The following is an 18,137-nucleotide window of genomic DNA, read 5'->3' as shown; positions in this document are numbered from 1 at the left end:
ATGGCTCACGATGAAAAATTAGCAGATAAAATACGCGAAGCGCTCACCGGTTTTGAATTGACGGATATTGAAGAAAAGAAAATGTTTCGCGGACTATGTTTTATGGTTAATGGCAAAATGTGTATTTGTGTAAGCGGCGACGAAATGCTTTGCCGCATAGGTCCCGGATATAAAGACGCATTAGAACTAAATGGCGTGCGCGGTATGATCCGCGCTGGAAAGGCATTAAAAGATTTTGTATTTGTAAGCAGCGAAGCTATGAAAACTAAAAAGGAATTTGACAGTTGGATAAACAGATCGGTGGCTTTTAATAAGTTTGCAAAGGCAACCAAAAAGTAAGGCAGTGAAATTTGTGTTACCGGCATCTCCCCTAAAATTTAACTGTTAAAATTGCGTTGTTACCTATTTACAAACCGGCTATGATTTTGAGCCAATAATTTACATCTTTACCGCATGTTCAGACGTATAAAAAACCAATACCTGAGATATTTTGCCATATTTATCTACACTATAATTATCTTTTTCTGTGCCGTCGAATTAAACTTCCTTTGGTTGTTTGGTTACACTCCTGATATGCAGGATATTAAAAGCCCAAACATGTCTGTGGGTTCACAGGTCTATACTGCTGATGGCAAATTAATTGGCGAATATTATCGCGAAAACAGGTCGCCGGTTGAATATAAGGAGATCTCTCCAAGCATTGTCAATGCATTGGTCGCAACCGAAGATGTGCGTTTTTATAAACACGGCGGCGTAGATTTTTTCTCGTTTTTTACCAGCATACTATCAACAGCCAAAGGCGACAAACGTGGCGGCAGCACCATCACCCAGCAACTGGCGAAGAACCTGTACTCAACCCGCAAAAGAAAATCGCAGGGATTATTGAGGCATATCCCGCTGGTGCGTACGTTGGTTTCAAAATGTAAAGAATGGTTAACTGCCTATAAAATTGAGCATGTTTATAATAAGCAAGAGATCCTTACCCTGTATCTTAACACGGTTCCGTTTGGCAATAATTCTTTCGGCATTAAAACGGCCACTTTGAAATTTTTTGATAAAACACCTGATGCGGTTACCCCTGCCGAAGCTGCTACATTAATTGGCATGCTTAAAGCAACTTCAACTTATAATCCGATCAATAATCCTGAGCGTTCTGTTGAGCGAAGAAATACGGTTTTAAGCCAAATGCAGAAGTATGGCTATATCAGTGCCGCTGAATACAATAATGATATTAAATTGCCCATCGGCTTAAATTTAAGTTACGTTGAAAATGATTCGCATGGCGACTCTTACATCCGTGAGGCGGTTGAGCGCTGGTTAAAAAAATGGTGCAAAGACAATGATTATGATCTGTATGAAGACGGCTTAAAAATATACACCACCATTGATTCGCGCCTGCAGCAATATGCGGAGGAAGCAGTAGCAGAAAAAATGAAGATGCTGCAAAAACGTTTCGATAATATCTGGGGCAAAAAAAATCCATGGCGCGACTCTAAGGGAAATGAAATTGAGGACTTCCTGCTAAAAGCCGAGCAGCACTTGCCAATTTACAAAATGCTGTTGGCAAAGTATCATGGCGACACTACCCAGATCAATCAGTATTTTGAAAAACGCAAGCGGATGAAAGTGTTTACCTGGAAAGGCGAAAAAGACACTACATTTTCAAGCGTTGATTCCATAAAATATTATACCCGCATTTTAAATACCGGTATGATGACCATTGAGCCCTCAACCGGTAAAATAAAGGTTTGGGTTGGTGGTATTAATCACAAATATTTTAATTATGACCACGTAAACCAATCAAAAAGGCAGGCGGGTTCAACCTTTAAGCCATTTGCTTATTTAACCGCTCTGGATAATGGGTTTACACCTTGCGATAAGTTTACAGATCAGCCCGTATCGATCAAATACAAAGATGGCGGCAAAGAACAGGTATGGGCGCCAAATAATGCAGATTTTAAGTTTTCGTACCAGGAAATGTCACTACGCTGGGCGATGGGTAAATCTGTGAATTCTATAACCGCGCAGGTAACTGAAAAAGTGGGCTGGGATAAAGTTGTTGAATATGCGCATAAATGCGGCATCGAAAGTCCGCTCAAAGCGGTGCCATCCGTCTCATTGGGATCAAATGACGTATCTGTTTATGAAATGGTGCGCGCATATAGCACCTTCTTAAATAAAGGCGAAAAGATAGATCCGCTGTTGGTTACCAGAATAACAGACCAGGACGGAAACACCTTACAGGAATTTGCCCTAAAGACCGAACGCGCCATAAGTGAAGAGGTGGCATGGCTGATGTTATATATGTTTAGAGGTGGCATGGAAGAACCGGGAGGCACTTCACAGGCGCTATGGGAATATCCCGGATTATGGAAAAAAGACAATCAGATCGGCGGAAAAACCGGCACCTCGTCTGACTATGTTGACGGCTGGTATATGGGTATTACAAAGGACCTGGTTACCGGTATATGGGTTGGGGCCGATGACAGAAGCGTTCACTTCACTACTTCAGAAAGCGGCGAGGGTTCGCACACGGCACTGCCGATTTTTGGCAGTTTTATGGAGCGGGTTTATGCTGATAAAGAGTCAGGCTATACGTACGGGCCATTCCCAAAACCGTGGACAAAGATCACCAAAAGTTATGACTGCCCTTCGCCGCGGATCTCAGCAGATACAACGGCTACAGACAGCCTGGAAATGCCGGTTGATACGTTAAACAACACACCTCCGCCCGACTTGAACCAGCCCGGCGGCAATCCTTGATGTATTATTGATAGTGATTTATTAAATTAGCGCTGATATATTGACCTTATGAATAGAAGTAATCCGCATATAACCAAAGCAAAAAGATATTCATTCATTTTAACTTGTTGTATTGGTTTGCTGCTATTTAGCCCCATAGCCAAAGCGCAATATTTTGGGCAAAATAAAGTGCGTTACAAAAAATTAAAATTCAAGGTTTATAAAACGCCGCACTTTGAGATCTACTACTACCTGAAAAATGATAGTATGATCAAACGTTTTGCTCAGGAAAGTGAATTGTGGTACACACTGCATCAGCAGGTTTTCAGGGATACCTTCAGGAACGTTAATCCTATTATTTTATATGCCAATCATCCCGATTTCCAACAAACTACCGCTATTGACGGAGAGATTGACGTGGGTACAGGCGGCATCACTGAAGGTTTAAAAAACCGGGTTGTAATGCCGGTGATGGAGAACAACCAGATGACCCGTCACGTTATCGGGCACGAGCTGGTTCATGCGTTTCAGTATCACCTGTTGTTGGGCAAGGAGGATAACAATTACGAGAACATTAACAACCTGCCCTTATGGATGATTGAGGGTATGGCCGAATATCTGTCTTTAGGAAAAAAAGACTCCTATACGGCCATGTGGATGCGAGACGCTTATTTAAATCACGATATCCCAACGGTAAAAGATCTTACTGAAAGCAACAAATACTTTCCTTACCGCTACGGCGAGGCTTTCTGGAGTTTTATTGGTTCGACTTACGGCGATACGATAATCACGCCATTTTTTAAAAATACGGCCCGTTTCGGCCTGTCTTATGGGATAAGACGCACATTTGGCTATGATGATAAAACATTGTCGCAACTATGGAAGACGTCGATTGAGAACACTTACAAGCCTTTTTTGAAAGATACTGTTCAAAAACCTGTGGGGCAATTAGTAGTAAGCGATAAAAACTCGGGTAAGATGAATATTGCGCCGGCTATTAGTCCGGATGGTAAATACCTGGCGTTTTTGTCAGAGAAAAATTTGTTTACGATAGACCTCTTTCTGGCCGATGCAAAAACCGGCGTCATACTCAAGAAACTCACCAGTAAAATATCAAATACACATATTGACGAATTTAACTTTATTGAGTCGGCAGGTGCCTGGTCTCCTGACGGTAAAAAGTTTGCTTTCAGCGTGTTTAACAAAGGTCGTAACCGGATGTTGGTTGTTGAGGTACCGAGCGGTAAAATCATAGAGGACATTTCAATGGGCAAAGCCGAGCAGTTTAGTAACCTGTCATGGTCGCCGGATGGTAACCAACTGGTTTTCCAGGGGTTATCAGAGGGTCAGGGTGATCTGTACCTCTACAATTTTAAAACGAAAATGGTTAAGCAGTTAACCAATGATAAATACTCCGACTATCAGCCAAGCTTTTCAAGAGATGGCAAAAAGATCGTTTTTTCGAGCGATAGGACTACTTATGACCGTACGCTGTCACAAGATATAACCTTCAATCTGGCCGAATATGACCTTGCCACCGGCAAAACCACAGACATCCCGGTATTTGACGGCGCCAATAATTTAAATCCTCAATATTCGTCAGACGGCACACAAATCTACTTTTTATCAAACCGCGACGGTTTCCGCAATATGTATCGCTACACTATCAGCGGCGGTAAAGTTGAGCAGATGACAGACTTGTTTACAGGAATCTGCGGTATAACCGAGTTTTCACCGGCATTAAGCATCTCGGCTAATAATGATATTGTTTACTCTTACTACCGCGCTCAAAAATACCAGCTTTACAATGCTAAAGCTTCCGAGTTTACACCTAAAACCGTTGGTGGTTCGTCAATTAATTTTGACGCGGCTATGCTTCCGCCTGCGCGTGCGGTAGGTGTCGACCTGATAAACTCAAACCTTAAGAATTACCTGGCTTACCAAAAAATATCAACCGACTCTATCAAAGATCAGCCTTATAAACCAAAATTTAAATTAGACTATTTAGCCAGCAGCGGCATTGGTGCGTCTGTAAGCTCGTTCGGAACGGGTTTGGCAAGCGGTGTTCAAGGGGTGTTTAGCGATATTCTTGGCCGAAATCAGATCTATGCCGGGGCGGCAATAAATGGTGAGGTATATGATTTTGGAGGACAGGTTATTTATATCAATCAACAAGGCCGGTGGAATTTTGGTGGCGGTATATCACATATCCCCTACCAGTTTGCCAATTATAATGTAGTGGCAACTAACCATAATTTTAACGGTAAAATAATCCCCGTTACCGAGGAGCGTTACGACATTATCCGCATTTTCCAGGATCAGGCATCATTATTTACCTCCTATCCTCTTTCAAAGTCAACACGTGTTGAACTCGGTGGCGGCGCTTCACAATATTATTATAGAGTCGATCGCTACAGCACATTGTACGATACATTAGGTAATGTACTTGATTATAAAAAAAGCCACATATCTAACTCGGATTATAACAACGACCCATTAAACGGCGGGACTTTGTTAAGGCCATTTACCGTTTACAATGTCAGCACTTCGCTTGTTGGCGATAATTCGTTTTTTGGTGTAGCATCTCCCCTCAATGGTTTCCGTTACCGGATCCAGGGCGAATATGATTTTGGCACTTATAAATTCTTTGCTCCTACAATTGATCTGCGCAGATATGTAAGGGTTGCTCCGATAACATTTGCGGCGCGTTTATATGGTTATGGGCGTTTCGGCAATTCAGATGGACTTTACCCGTTATATGTCGGCTATCCATTCCTGATAAGGGGTTACGAGGCCCAGACTTTCTATAACGGCAGCGGTAAACCAAGCAACGGCTTCACTATTGATCAGCTATCCGGTACACGCACAGCAGTAGCGAATTTCGAAGTCCGCTTACCGTTTACCGGGCCTGAGAAATTATCAGCGGTAAAATCAAAGTTTTTCTTTTCAGAACTTAACTTCTTTTTTGATGCAGGCCTGGCCTGGAGCTCAGGTAACCAGGTAAAATTCCAGATGGCACCAGACAGGGTGGGCACCGACGCCAATGGTAATGGCATTTACAATACCAATCAGCGTGTTCCGGCACTAAGTACCGGGTTATCATTGCGGGTAAATGTCTTTGGCTATTTTGTTTTAGAACCCTATTTAGCAGTACCATTAAACCGCAACGATGTTAAAAAACCGGTATTTGGTTTAGGATTTACACCGGGATGGTAATTATTAAACATATCAATAGCTTTTGGGTTATATAAGCATGAGTAAAATAACTTCTTTGGTTTGTTTGATATTGTTAGCCGGTTTAAATGTCTTTGCCCAAAATGCGCCTGCAGTAGGAAAGGATTCCCTGGCCAGGCAGCCCAGGCTGACCAGTTCTTCATTAAAAAAGTCGGAGGGCGCCGCCATGTCTTCTGCTACCGATATCGTCACCAACATTTATAACTCGCCAGAACTAAATACTTTTTATAAAGTGGTAAAACGCGCCGGTTTAGATCAAACTTTTAGAAGCAAAGGCCCTATTACCGTTTTTGCACCTACTAATCAGGCTTTTGCAAATTTGTCGGCCGGCAAATTAGACAGTCTGCAAAGGCCTGAGCGCAAATATGATATGATTGCTTTTATAACCTATCATGCATTACCCGGAGTAGTTACCTCAAAAGACATTGTTCATCAGATAAATTCAAATAAAGGGCTGGCAACGTTAATAACGCTCACCGGAAATAAGTTAATGGCTAAGCTCGACTCAAACCATAACATTGTTTTAATTGACGAGAATGGGGGGCAAAGCGTGATAAGCACATTTAACCTGGGGCAGAACAACGGCTTAATCCATATTGTTACCGGCGTACTAATGCCCAGGTTTAAAAATATTTAAGCTTGCACAGGCATGACAAACCATGCAAAATATATCTACGTAGTTAGTTATAATCCTAAAAGACTACAAATCATGAAAAAATTAATTTTAGCGGTAACGGCATTAGTTGTAGTAACCGCCTTTGGCTGTCAAAACAGCAACGGACAAAATAATGCTAAAAGACTAAGCAAGCCGGCTGCTGAATGGAAAAAAGTACTTAATGCCAATGCCTATCATATTATGGTGGAAAGCGGCACCGAAGCCCCATACCAAAATGCCTATTATAATAACCATGAAAAAGGGGTTTACGTAAGCGCTGCTACCGGCGACGTTCTGTTTTCATCAGAAGATAAATATGATAGCGGAACCGGCTGGCCCAGCTTTGTTAAGCCGGTTGATATGAAAAAAATCAAGATCGTAACCGATAACAGTTACGGTGAAACGCGTAACGAAGTTATAGAACGCAGTACTGGACTGCACCTGGGCCATGTATTTGATGACGGCCCTGCAGACAGGGGGGGCAAAAGATACTGCATGAATTCGGGCGCACTAAAATTTATCAAAAAGTAACTGAACTACGGCGCGCGCTAATTGCCGGACGTAGCTGCGGCCGGGTACGCACGCTGCTTTCATAATTTAATCCAATGGTCAGATCTACCCAGTCGGGGTTTACGGGTCTGATCATTTTTTCTTTTTGGGGCCGGGTATAAGTACTTACCGTTTTAAAACGCTCCATTGCCATTTCTTCGGTATTAATCTCTTCAAAATAAACCAGCCTGTTTAGCTGCTGTGCACTGTCAAAAAATAACGTAGGCATTTCGCTGTAAAAATTAAGCGTTTTTAATAGATCAGAGCAAAGGCCCACATGTAAATTATTCCTGTTTCTGTCTGTAATAATGTAGATAAAGCGTTTCATTTGATAATAAAATTTGCTGGTTAAAAAATAATTACTAATTTTATGAGCATAAAAATACTAATAATTTTAGCAAATGCAAATTTTATGACAAAAATTTCATCAAATATTAAATTTCTCAGGAAAAAGAAAGGCCTTACCCAGCAACAGTTTGCAGATCAGGTAGGTATAAAACGATCGTTGGTGGGCGCTTATGAAGAAGAAAGAGCCGAACCCAAGTATGATTTGCTAAAAAATATAGCATCGTTTTTTGAAATTACTGTTGATGACTTTATAAACGAGACCATTGATGAGAAATGGCTAGCTAAACCCAAGCCTAACCAGGGCGGCTTACGCGTGTTAAGTATATCGGTTGATAAAGAAGATAATGAGAATATAGAGATGGTGCCGTTAAAAGCAAGCGCCGGCTATATGAATGGCTATGCCGACCCTGAATATGTGGCGCAGCTCCCTAAGTTATACCTGCCCATGTTTAAACAGGGCACGTACCGTGGGTTTGAAATAAAAGGCGATTCAATGTTACCGCTCGTTTCGGGCACTACTATTATAGGTGAGTATGTAGAGAATTGGGGTGATATTAAACCATCAGAAACTTACGTTATTATATCAAAAAACGATGGGGTGGTTTATAAACGTATCGGCAATAAATTTAAAGATAATAAGAAGCTGAAGCTGGTATCTGACAATCCGGTCTATGAACCTTATGAAATTAACGGTGAAGATATTTTAGAAGTATGGAAAGCTAAGGCATATATATCCACGCATCTGCCGCTGCCCGCACCCGAACCAACCATGGAAAGCCTTACCAATATGATGGCACAAATGCAAAGGTCGATTGCAAAACTGGAAGGCAACAATTAAGTTACAGTATCATTGTTAAACCTTATTCATTTAACTTTATCAAAACACCAAACAATAAATCGAAAAGAAAATGAAAAAGTTATTATTAGTATGCGCCTTTGTGTTCGGTGTTAGCGCTGTTAGTTTCGCACAGGATCAAACAGCCCAGGGTGGTCAGGGTCGCGGCAGAAGAAATCCGGCACAAATGACTGAAAGGTTAAAAAAGCAATTAACACTTAATGACGACCAGGTGGCAAAAGTAACAGCTATTTATGCTGCTCAGGTTAAAGTTCAGGATAGCTTAAGAACTGCTAATGCAGGTGGCGACAGAGCTGCAATAAGGCCCGCTCAACAAGCGTTAAGGAAAGCGACCACTGAAAAGATCCTCGCTATTTTGACACCTGATCAGGCCACTATTTATAAAAAACAGTTGGCTGATATAGCTGCAAGACAGCAGCAAAATAGTAACGGAAACGGAAACTAATATTAAAAGCATATTAATAAGAGCGGCTACCGGGCGCTTTTATTATTTATAACGGATTGCATCCATAGCAACAATTAAGTTACACATTGAATATTGTGTTATAACCCGTTATCTTTATAATAAACCAAATAAAACAACACCAAAGATGAAAAAGTTATTATTAGTATGCGCTTTTGTAATTGGCGTTAGCGCTGTTAGCTTAGCCCAGGGCGGCAACCGAAGAACCCCGAAAGAACAAACTGACCGTTTAAAAGAGCAAATCACGGGCATTACCGATGACCAGGCTGCAAAAATCACGGCTATTTATACTGAAGCTGCAAAAAAGCGTGATAGCTTAATGACTGCCGCAAACGGCGACCGCAGCTTAATGATGGGTGCTTTCATGAAAATGATGCCCGTAACCGACGCAAAAATTAAAGCAGTTTTAACTGCCGACCAGGCTAAGGCTTATCAAAAAATAGCAGATGAGCGCGCTGCACAAATGAAAGCCCGCATGCAAGGCAATTAATCAAAAAATGATATTATAAAGAAAGCTCCGATAAAACCGGGGCTTTCTTTATTTTAGCTAAAATTTTTTGGCATTGACGACAGCAGAAAACCACATTAGAGCACGGCTTACAGCCAGGCAACAGGCAGGAAGTTACAGATCCCTAAAACCTGAAAATAGCCTGGTAGATTTTTGCTCGAACGATTACCTGGGTTTCGCCCGTTCGTCTGTACTTAAAAACAATATAGCGGCTGAGTTAAATAAACATTCCAGTTTAAATGGCGCCACCGGCTCAAGATTAATATCGGGGAACCTCGTTTATACTGAATTCCTGGAACGGGAAATTGCCGCATTATTTAATAGCGAGGCCGCGTTACTGTTTAATTCGGGCTATGACGCTAATTTAGGCCTGCTGTCATCCCTACCCCAACGCGGTGATACCATAATTAATGATGAACTGATACATGCGTCTATAATTGACGGCGGGCGCCTAAGCAATGCAAACCGGTACACCTTTAAACATAATGACCTGGTGAGCTTAGAAGCCAAATTACAGCGCGCCAAAGGGATAGTTTATGTTGTAATAGAAAGCGTATACTCTATGGATGGCGATACACCCCCCCTTGCTGAAATACTGACGCTGACAGAAAAATACGGCGCCAACCTGATCGTAGATGAGGCCCATGCGGTCGGTTTATATAAAACAGGCATCGTTACCAATTTAGGACTGCAAGACCGCATCTTTGCCCGTACAGTAACCTTTGGTAAAGCATTAGGCTGTCATGGTGCCGTTATATTAGGCAGCAATTTGTTAAGGCAATACCTTATTAATTTTGCCCGGTCATTTATTTATACTACCGCCGCTCCGTTCCATCAGCTTGCGGGCATAAAAGCAGCTTCCGATATGTTGATTAATGAAGCTATTGAAACAGAACAATTGCGCAAAAACATCGCCTTATTTAAACAAGCAATAAAACTAACGGCAGATAGTCCCTGTAACTTGATTGAAAGCGACAGTTCGATCCAATGTATAGTACTTAAAAGCAGTCAGAAAGCCACTGACACAGCAGCCGAATTACAACGGGCAGGTTTTGATGTCCGGGCGATAGTAAGCCCTACTGTACCTCAGGGAAGCGAAAGAATAAGAATTTGCCTGCATTCATTTAACACCACCGGGGAAATAAATTTATTGGCTCATAAAATCAATACTTTAGCAAATGCATCATAAACCATTATTTATCACAGGGATTGGTACTGGCATTGGCAAAACCATTGTCTCGGCCATTTTGGTTGAAAGCCTGAAGGCTGATTATTGGAAACCCATACAATCAGGCGACCTGGAAAACAGCGATACTTTAAAAGTAAAAGAGCTGGTCTCCAATACCAAATCTATTTTTCATCCGGAAGCCTATCGTTTAACACAGCCCTATTCTCCGCATAAATCGGCGGCGCTTGATGGTATTAGGATTGATCCTTTAACAATAGCCAAACCATGCACTGACAATCAATTAGTTATAGAAGGGGCCGGTGGGCTCATGGTTCCCTTAAATGAGGATTTTTTAATGATCGATTTGATACAGCAATTAAATACCGAAGTGGTTTTGATCGTAAAACATTACCTGGGTAGTATCAATCATACCTTACTGTCATTAGATGCATTAAAGAGCAGAAACATACCTTTAAAAGCCATTATATTTAATGGCGATAGCGATGAGTGGTCAGAAAGTGTAATTACCGGTTACGCCAAATGTAAAACTATAATCATCCCGGCAATTAATGATATTAACAAACAAAATATAGCGCGGATTAAAATAGACCTTTAATTATAAGCCTTATGAAAAAAATTGCAGTAATAGGTTCAGGAACTATGGGCAATGGGATTGCACATACTTTTGCTCAGCATGGCTTTGATGTAGCGCTGGCAGATATAAACAATGAAGCACTGCAACGGGCGATTTCAATTATCACCAATAACCTCGATAAGCAAATTAAAAAAGGCACAATAACCGATCAGCTGAAAATAGTTACTTTAAGCAGAATTAAAACTTATACTGATCTGAAACAAGCTGTTAAAAACGCCGGACTTGTTGTTGAAGCCGCCACCGAGGATCACGACATTAAATTAAACCTGTTTAAACAATTGAGTGAAATTTGCGGTGCTGATGTTATACTTGCATCAAACACCTCATCCATATCTATAACACAGATTGCCGCTGTAACCAGCAACCCGGGCAATGTGATTGGTATGCACTTTATGAATCCTGTTCCGTTAATGAAGCTGGTTGAGGTAATAAAAGGCAAAGAAACAACGGATACAGTTACCGCAACCATAATGGAGCTGGCTAAACAACTGGATAAAATCCCAGTAGAAGTAAATGATGCGCCTGGTTTTGTAGCCAACCGTATATTAATGCCAATGATAAATGAAGCTGTTTATGCGCTGTATGAGCAGGTTTCCGGCGTAGAAGAAATAGATACAGTTATGAAACTGGGTATGTCACACCCAATGGGGCCGCTACAGTTAGCAGATTTTATCGGGCTGGATGTTTGCCTGGCAATTATGAAGGTATTATATACTGGTTTCAACAATGAAAAATATGCGCCCTGTCCCCTGCTAATTGATATGGTTGCAACTAAAAACCTGGGCGTTAAAACTGGGAGCGGATTTTATAAATATACCGTCGGAAACAAAGAATTAATAGTAGCCGACAGGTTTAGCAAATAAAAAATTAAACTTTTTCAATAATCAGCTGTCAATAAAATAAACGTTGAGAGATGAAAACAATAGCAAAAATTGGAATATTATTGGCCTTAACCGGCAGTTTATTAACTTCATGTGCCGGCGAATATTATGTAGCTTCATACCCCGAAGAACCTTATTATGTAAGACCGGTTTCACCATATGCAGGTGCGGTATGGATTGGTGGGGAATGGGTATGGAGCGGCGGACGTTATAATTATATCGGGGGCCATTGGGTAAGGCCGCGTGCGGGCAGAACCTGGGTTAGCGGCAGCTGGTATTCGGGGCCGCGCGGTTATACCTGGCACAGAGGCCATTGGATATAAAAAGAAAAAAAGGAAATTTAAAAAGCCGGTCGTAACCAACGACCGGCTTTTTACGTTAAAACTCATTATTAAAATATTGTTAAACCTTCGATTATTATTCTTTAGGTAATTAATATAATTTCGTTTTCAAATAATTAATATTGTTGGGGGTGAATAAATTGCGCAATAAACTTCAAAGATATTGTAGCATCTGTTTATTTTATATTTAGTTTTATGCATTAAGCCTTTTAAATAAATGCTGCGACCATATTTGGCTGATAATAGTAAGAATACATCACAATTAAAGGTTTTTTTCAGAAAGTGGCTATTAGGCTGTTGTCTGTTATTATCATTGCTTTTGCCTGAAAAAAACTTTGCCGAAGGAAGTAAAGAATTAAATTCAAATGGTGGTAACCGTGCTTTTCTTTATTCAAGCACCAATAGTCAGTCGTCATTCCCCTTCCCTACTTTAGGCACTATGAAAGTGTATGTAAAGGTTGGTGAAACCATTTACCTGGGTTCAAGCGCGCAGGGGATTGGCACAGGAACCATTAACTTAAGATCACCTAACGGCAATACCTACACAAGCGGCACATCAACAACTATAGGTCTTATAAACAGCCGTAACCAGGAACTGGCCGGGCCACAACCGAACGCTGGCGGATATAATCCATACACCCGTACTGTTGCGGCGGGACAGGAAGGTATTTGGGAAATCGACTTTATAGCACCCAGCAGTTCAAATGATGTCGAATCAAATCCAACACCTACCACTGCGGTTTCTAATTGGGTGCAGCCTTCAGGCAGTTTTATTGCGGCGTTCGACATTTCTGTGCGAAATACCGCAAATACAGCATTTTTAAAAGGCAGGGTATTTACCAACGTTTTTTCAGGGCTGATCAACAATTATAATACCGGTTTTTACGGTATACTTCATATCCTTACTAAAGACGGATATCAATATGACCTTGATAATAACGGACAAGCCGGCAACGGCTTTTGTTTTTTTGTTAACAATAAGGGATTCAGAACGCCGGGTGGGGCAGCAAGTTATCAAAGTCTCAATAACACTGTTAATCCGGATGTGCAAGACCCCAGGGCTCCTGATACACAATCAGACATTACCCATAAAATATTTTTCAATCCACCGGCACTAGATCTGCCGGCAACGGCTAATACACCCGGCGGAGGTAGCACCTGGCTGGCAAACCCTCCGTTTGTACCAAGTATAACCAGCGTTAATTTTACCGGGATTGAAGGAACGCTAAATAAAAGCGGAACAGCTCCACTGGGTGGAGTGATTAACTTTACGGCTACGAGTAACGGCAGCTACACCATAGTTATAGACGCAAATCATAACGGGGTTTTTACTGATCCTATTGACCGTAAACTAACAGGCATATCGGCAGCCGGCGCAAACGCAGTAAACTGGGACGGATTAGATGGCCTAGGTAATAAACTGCCTGCCAGTACAATTAGTTATACCGTAAATATTACGCTGCAACTTTACAGCGCCGAGGTTCATTTTCCTTTTTTTGATGTGGAACGTAACGTTAACGGAATGAAATTAACCAGGAGTACTGGGGCAGGCGCGCCTGATAATACTATTTATTGGGATGATAGTCAGATTTCGATAATTGGTACACCATCATCCCCTATTAAAAACGTAACCGGGCTCAGCAGCTTAAGTAACGGACATAAATGGGGAAGCCCAAGCGCCGACCCAAGTAACGGCATTGATTTTGGTGATAACCGAAGCCTGGACACCTGGGCCTATGTAAGCAGCCCTCCTATCACTACAACGGTTAATTTTGTTATTCAGGAGGCTGACCTGGAAGTCGTTAATTTAACGTCAGATATAAGCACGGGTTGCGTCGGGCAAAAAGTGACCTATGTTACAGTGGTAAAAAACAACGGACCCAATGATGTTACAGACGCGCCTTTTTCCTTTACTTTTCCGAAAGAATTAACTGGCGTAAAAGCAACCAGCGACGCAACTACCGGCGTATCAACCATTGTCGGCGACACAACGTCAACCAACTCTTATAAAACAAAACTCAGCATTGCAAATGGCGCCGTAAGAACCTTTACCATTACCGGTATCGTCGCGATCTTGCCAGCCGCAAGTTTAGATGTGACTGCGGCTATTTTACGGCCTGCAGATGTTACTGACCCGGATGCTACAAATCCAGACGCAGCCATTCCTTCAGATCCTCTTGCCGAATGTGACTCACAACCATCAGGTATCGGATGCAACAACATAAAAACCAACAGTACAAACTTTATAATTTCGCCCAACGCCGGTGCCGATCAGGTGGTGGAGAAAAACACCGTAGCTACATTAACAGCTAACACAACGGGTACCTGGGCACAATTGGGCATTACACCAAGTATAGCGAATATTAACGCACCGGCAAGCGCCAAAACTACAATATCAGGCTTAACAGATCTGGGACCGTATAATTTTACTTTCACTAACGCCAATGGTTGTGCCGATACCGTAATTATTAACGTAACCTCCTCAACTATAGATGTGCATAATGTTGTTACACCAAACGGCGATGGCAATAACGATGCTTTAGTGATCCCCGGCATAGAACTTTATCCGGGAAGTAAATTATCAATTTATAACCGCTGGGGTAATGAGGTTTTTCACTCAGATAATTATGCTAACAACTGGGCTGGACAAGGTCTGGCAGAAGGTACCTATTTTTATATGTATAACCGTAAAGAGAAAACGGGCGAAATCAAGGTATTTAAAGGCTGGATATATTTAAAACATTGAGATGAATTGTCTGAAGAAATATATCTTATCCATAATAATTATACTTGGGCTAAGCAAAAGCTATGCGCAGCAGACCATACAGCTAAGCCAGTATATATTTAACGGCCTAGTTGTAAATCCGGCTTATGCAGGTTATAAAGAAGACTGGACCGTAAACTTAAGCAGCCGCCTGCAGTGGGTTGGTGTTGATGGTGCCCCTAAAACAGGCACATTATCTGTAGACGGTGTTACTGATCCTGATACAAAAAATATTGGTCTGGGTTTATTAGTTACCAATGACCGACTTGGCCCCGAGAACAATTCGGCTGTTTACGCCAACTACGCATACAGGATACGCTTAAACAATGATGATTCGCAGCGCCTTTGCTTTGGCGTTGGCGTTGGCGCCATAGTTTATACTATAGATGGTTCTTTGTTTAATACAGGCAGTAGTACCGATCCCGCTATATCACCATATCTTCAAAACAAATTGGCGCCCGACTTTAGGGCTGGCGTTTATTATTATTCGCCTTTGTTTTATCTGGGAGCATCCGCACTTAATTTGATTCCTAACGCCTATCCGGATCCTGTATCCATATTTATCAAGGAAGTTAGAACGTACTATTTAACCACTGGATTTGTAATACCTGTATCCTCGGATGTTAACTGGAAACCTTCCGTATTATATAAAGAGGATTTTAAAGGGCCCAGCAACATAAGCGCGGCCAGCTATTTTCTTTTTGGTGATATATTATGGGTTGGTGCCTCCTATAGCACCAGCATATCACTCTGGAATAAACCGAACTTGCAAGGCGACTTAAACAAAAACGGCGCCCTTACCGGCGCGGTAGCAGTAAATATTACGCCACAATGCCGTTTTGGTTACTCTTATGATTTCGGCACGGGTAAATTATCTGGTTATCAAAGTGCATCGCACGAAGTTTCGTTTAGCTATAGTTTCAAAAGAGCTAAAGGAAGAATATTAAGTCCACGTTTTTTTTAAAGGCGATTATATGAAAAAGATAACTATTCTTATCCTACTAATAATTAGCTTTTTAACGCGGGTAAACGCCCAGGAACAGCTTAATAAAAAACAATTGGCCGATAATCTTTTTGAACGGTATGAATACTTTAAAAGCGTTAGCATTTATCTTGAATTAGCCGGTAAAAATGGGTCAAGGTATTATGCCGTTGAACGCGTTGCCGATTGTTACCGGTTAATGAATGACTATGAAAAGGCCGAGCTATGGTATCAAAAAGCGATAGCTTTTACTGAAGCTGCCGCTATCGACCATTATTATTACGCCGAGGTATTATTGCGCAATAAAAAATTCACAGAAGCACGCGAGCAATACAAAATCTATTATGCAGCAGAGAATTCAGACCAGCTTCCATTTAAATTGGCTACCTGTGATACTGCCGAAAAATGGATAAGGTCCCCCAAAAATGGGTTTACAGTAACTAACGAACAAAAATATAACAGTAAATATTCTGATTGGGGTTTAACCAATACGGGCAAATCAAGTTATGTATTTACGTCTGACAGGATAACAAACACGAAGAAAAAGGACGTTTATAACAGAACGGGCGATGGTTATTTTAACCTGTATCAAACAAGTGGGGATATCGTTATCCCACTAGAGTTAAACACCAAAAACAACCCGATCTTTGATAATAATTATCATATAGGCCCAATGGCTTTCTCAGCTTCAGGAGATACCGCTTACATCACTATTACCACGACTGTCCCGGCAAAGAAGTTACCCTTGGACAGCAAGTCTGAAAACAGCACACAAAGACTTTATACCCGTCGTCTCCAGTTAGTTATGGCCACCAAAATAAACGGTCAGTGGGCAGGTTTCAAGAATTTCCCTTTTAATAATCTAAAAGAATACTCAGTTGGAAACGCCGCGTTGTCAAAAAACGGCGATGTGATCTATTTCACATCAGACATGCCTGGCGGCGAAGGTAAAACGGATATATGGTATTGCATTAAACAGAGTAACGGCGACTGGGAAGCTCCGGTAAATTGCGGTAAAAATATCAATACTAAAGAAGACGAATCTTTCCCTAACATCAGTGGCGATAATACTTTATATTTCTCATCAAAAGGTTTACCGGGCATGGGCGGCCTTGATATATTTAAGGCAAAAGGTCAAAAAGCAAGCTGGAGTAAACCTGTCAACCTAAGGTTCCCGGTTAATAGTACCAGCGACGATTTTTATTTTATAACCAGTGATAGCCTAACCGGCTATTTTTCGTCAAACCGGGAAGGCGGAAAGGGTAACGATGATATATATAGTTTCGGATATAAGCCCCCGCCACCTGCTCTTAAGATAGCCGGTAAACCTACCAAACCTGTTTTTATTCCTGCGCCACAGCCAGCCACCGCTTTATTAACACTAAAGAAAGGTGAGGGCATTATTTTAAATAAGATTTATTATGATTTAAATAAATCAAACATCCGGCCGGACGCCGCCAGAGAGCTTAACAAACTGGCTGCTGTTTTAAAGCAACGTCCGTCAATCCGGATAGAGGTTGGCTCGCACACCGATTCGCGTGCGCCATCTAAATATAATCTGGAATTATCTAACAGACGAGCTGCTGCTGCTGTCGACTATCTAGTCAGGCATGGCGTTGCCCGTTACAGGTTGGTTGCTAAAGGTTATGGCGACACCCAATTGCTTAATCAATGCGTAAAAGGCGAATATTGCACCGAAGCCGATCATCAGATAAACCGCAGGACAGAAATTCATATTTTAAGCGAATAAATTTGATCAGACGTTCCTTAACCATAATAAACATTTTTCAGCTAATAATTCCTACCTGCTAGTTCTTTCCGGTAAAGAATTCACATCGTCTTTGAAGAAAAATCTTCAGAAATTGAAAAGTTATTAAACTTTTGAAAAATAAAAGATATCTTCAAAAAATTAATATTTAGCTATTGTTGCTAATAATAGCAAACCCGACAACTATATTTATTACATTTAAAATAACAAACTGCCAGGCTGT

At 41.4% G+C, this 18,137-nt stretch carries 16 protein-coding genes; 15 read left to right on the top strand and 1 reads right to left on the bottom strand.

All coding sequences use genetic code 11. The features are described 5' to 3' along the window. The 5 genes from LJ658_RS12900 to msrB all read left to right on the top strand — a co-directional run bounded on the left by LJ658_RS12900 (position 1) and on the right by msrB (position 7,162). Positions 1-339, top strand: coding sequence for a TfoX/Sxy family protein (locus LJ658_RS12900; RefSeq protein WP_230546933.1), 339 nt, complete (start codon positions 1-3; stop codon positions 337-339). A 114-nt stretch (positions 340-453) separates the two neighbouring features. After that, positions 454-2,763 (top strand): penicillin-binding protein 1A, encoded by a 2,310-nt coding sequence (locus LJ658_RS12895; protein WP_230546932.1) that lies wholly within the window; start codon positions 454-456, stop codon positions 2,761-2,763. 48 nt (positions 2,764-2,811) lie between these two features. Beyond that, positions 2,812-5,958 carry a DPP IV N-terminal domain-containing protein gene (locus LJ658_RS12890; RefSeq protein WP_230546931.1) on the top strand — a complete coding sequence of 1,049 codons (3,147 nt, stop codon included), beginning with the start codon at positions 2,812-2,814 and terminating at the stop codon, positions 5,956-5,958. Positions 5,959-5,995: 37 nt separating this feature from the next. After that, positions 5,996-6,613 carry a fasciclin domain-containing protein gene (locus tag LJ658_RS12885; RefSeq protein WP_230546930.1) on the top strand — a complete coding sequence of 206 codons (618 nt, stop codon included), beginning with the start codon at positions 5,996-5,998 and terminating at the stop codon, positions 6,611-6,613. A gap of 72 nt (positions 6,614-6,685) precedes the next feature. Continuing rightward, positions 6,686-7,162 (top strand): peptide-methionine (R)-S-oxide reductase MsrB, encoded by a 477-nt coding sequence (gene msrB, locus LJ658_RS12880; RefSeq protein ID WP_230546929.1) that lies wholly within the window; start codon positions 6,686-6,688, stop codon positions 7,160-7,162. Here the strand turns inward: msrB and LJ658_RS12875 are convergent. Then, positions 7,152-7,508 carry a GIY-YIG nuclease family protein gene (locus LJ658_RS12875; RefSeq protein WP_230546928.1) on the bottom strand — a complete coding sequence of 119 codons (357 nt, stop codon included), beginning with the start codon at positions 7,506-7,508 and terminating at the stop codon, positions 7,152-7,154. The two genes, msrB and LJ658_RS12875, sit on opposite strands and share 11 nt — an antisense overlap. An 84-nt stretch (positions 7,509-7,592) precedes the next feature. Between LJ658_RS12875 and LJ658_RS12870 the strand changes: the two genes are divergently transcribed. The 10 genes from LJ658_RS12870 to LJ658_RS12825 all read left to right on the top strand — a co-directional run bounded on the left by LJ658_RS12870 (position 7,593) and on the right by LJ658_RS12825 (position 17,896). After that, positions 7,593-8,366 (top strand): XRE family transcriptional regulator, encoded by a 774-nt coding sequence (locus tag LJ658_RS12870; RefSeq protein WP_230546927.1) that lies wholly within the window; start codon positions 7,593-7,595, stop codon positions 8,364-8,366. Positions 8,367-8,436: 70 nt separating this feature from the next. Next, the gene (locus LJ658_RS12865) at positions 8,437-8,829 is read left to right on the top strand and encodes a hypothetical protein (RefSeq protein WP_230546926.1); all 393 of its coding nucleotides are present in this window, start codon (positions 8,437-8,439) and stop codon (positions 8,827-8,829) included. A 145-nt stretch (positions 8,830-8,974) separates the two neighbouring features. After that, a complete protein-coding gene (locus LJ658_RS12860) occupies positions 8,975-9,337 on the top strand; it encodes a hypothetical protein (RefSeq protein ID WP_230546925.1) in 363 nt (120 codons plus the stop codon). 73 nt (positions 9,338-9,410) lie between these two features. Next, positions 9,411-10,544, top strand: a complete 1,134-nt coding sequence (locus LJ658_RS12855; protein WP_230546924.1) for an 8-amino-7-oxononanoate synthase — start codon at positions 9,411-9,413, stop codon at positions 10,542-10,544. After that, positions 10,534-11,139 carry a dethiobiotin synthase gene (gene bioD / locus LJ658_RS12850; protein ID WP_230546923.1) on the top strand — a complete coding sequence of 202 codons (606 nt, stop codon included), beginning with the start codon at positions 10,534-10,536 and terminating at the stop codon, positions 11,137-11,139. The genes LJ658_RS12855 and bioD overlap by 11 nt, the downstream gene beginning before the upstream one ends. An 11-nt stretch (positions 11,140-11,150) precedes the next feature. Continuing rightward, positions 11,151-12,041, top strand: a complete 891-nt coding sequence (locus LJ658_RS12845) for a 3-hydroxyacyl-CoA dehydrogenase family protein (RefSeq protein WP_230546922.1) — start codon at positions 11,151-11,153, stop codon at positions 12,039-12,041. Between the two features lie 50 nt (positions 12,042-12,091). Continuing rightward, complete coding sequence (locus LJ658_RS12840; RefSeq protein WP_230546921.1) at positions 12,092-12,382, top strand: hypothetical protein; 291 nt, start codon at positions 12,092-12,094, stop codon at positions 12,380-12,382. 235 nt (positions 12,383-12,617) lie between these two features. Next, entirely contained in the window at positions 12,618-15,146 is a 2,529-nt protein-coding gene (locus tag LJ658_RS12835) for a gliding motility-associated C-terminal domain-containing protein (protein ID WP_230546920.1), read from the top strand. Between the two features lies 1 nt (position 15,147). After that, positions 15,148-16,128 carry a type IX secretion system membrane protein PorP/SprF gene (locus LJ658_RS12830; protein WP_230546919.1) on the top strand — a complete coding sequence of 327 codons (981 nt, stop codon included), beginning with the start codon at positions 15,148-15,150 and terminating at the stop codon, positions 16,126-16,128. Positions 16,129-16,138: 10 nt separating this feature from the next. Further along, on the top strand, positions 16,139-17,896 hold the full coding sequence (locus LJ658_RS12825; RefSeq protein WP_230546918.1) for an OmpA family protein: 1,758 nt from the start codon (positions 16,139-16,141) through the stop codon (positions 17,894-17,896). The last annotated feature ends 241 nt before the right edge of the window (positions 17,897-18,137 follow it).

This window comes from Mucilaginibacter sp. UR6-11, from assembly GCF_020880695.1.
In the GTDB taxonomy this organism is placed as follows: domain Bacteria; phylum Bacteroidota; class Bacteroidia; order Sphingobacteriales; family Sphingobacteriaceae; genus Mucilaginibacter.
The sequence above is the reverse complement of the archived record's forward strand: the minus strand, read 5'-3'. Positions and strand labels throughout refer to the sequence as shown.

What these genes read in the sequence shown, in the direction of transcription:
- LJ658_RS12895 (WP_230546932.1), top strand. Translation starts at nt 454, where the DNA reads ATGTTCAGACGTATAAAAAACCAATACCTGAGATATTTTGCCATATTT.
- LJ658_RS12845 (WP_230546922.1), top strand. Translation starts at nt 11,151, where the DNA reads ATGAAAAAAATTGCAGTAATAGGTTCAGGAACTATGGGCAATGGGATT.
- LJ658_RS12860 (WP_230546925.1), top strand. Translation starts at nt 8,975, where the DNA reads ATGAAAAAGTTATTATTAGTATGCGCTTTTGTAATTGGCGTTAGCGCT.
- LJ658_RS12865 (WP_230546926.1), top strand. Translation starts at nt 8,437, where the DNA reads ATGAAAAAGTTATTATTAGTATGCGCCTTTGTGTTCGGTGTTAGCGCT.
- LJ658_RS12835 (WP_230546920.1), top strand. Translation starts at nt 12,618, where the DNA reads ATGCTGCGACCATATTTGGCTGATAATAGTAAGAATACATCACAATTA.
- LJ658_RS12830 (WP_230546919.1), top strand. Translation starts at nt 15,148, where the DNA reads ATGAATTGTCTGAAGAAATATATCTTATCCATAATAATTATACTTGGG.
- LJ658_RS12890 (WP_230546931.1), top strand. Translation starts at nt 2,812, where the DNA reads ATGAATAGAAGTAATCCGCATATAACCAAAGCAAAAAGATATTCATTC.
- LJ658_RS12840 (WP_230546921.1), top strand. Translation starts at nt 12,092, where the DNA reads ATGAAAACAATAGCAAAAATTGGAATATTATTGGCCTTAACCGGCAGT.
- LJ658_RS12825 (WP_230546918.1), top strand. Translation starts at nt 16,139, where the DNA reads ATGAAAAAGATAACTATTCTTATCCTACTAATAATTAGCTTTTTAACG.
- LJ658_RS12900 (WP_230546933.1), top strand. Translation starts at nt 1, where the DNA reads ATGGCTCACGATGAAAAATTAGCAGATAAAATACGCGAAGCGCTCACC.
- msrB (WP_230546929.1), top strand. Translation starts at nt 6,686, where the DNA reads ATGAAAAAATTAATTTTAGCGGTAACGGCATTAGTTGTAGTAACCGCC.
- bioD (WP_230546923.1), top strand. Translation starts at nt 10,534, where the DNA reads ATGCATCATAAACCATTATTTATCACAGGGATTGGTACTGGCATTGGC.
- LJ658_RS12885 (WP_230546930.1), top strand. Translation starts at nt 5,996, where the DNA reads ATGAGTAAAATAACTTCTTTGGTTTGTTTGATATTGTTAGCCGGTTTA.
- LJ658_RS12870 (WP_230546927.1), top strand. Translation starts at nt 7,593, where the DNA reads ATGACAAAAATTTCATCAAATATTAAATTTCTCAGGAAAAAGAAAGGC.
- LJ658_RS12875 (WP_230546928.1), bottom strand. Translation starts at nt 7,508, where the DNA reads ATGAAACGCTTTATCTACATTATTACAGACAGAAACAGGAATAATTTA.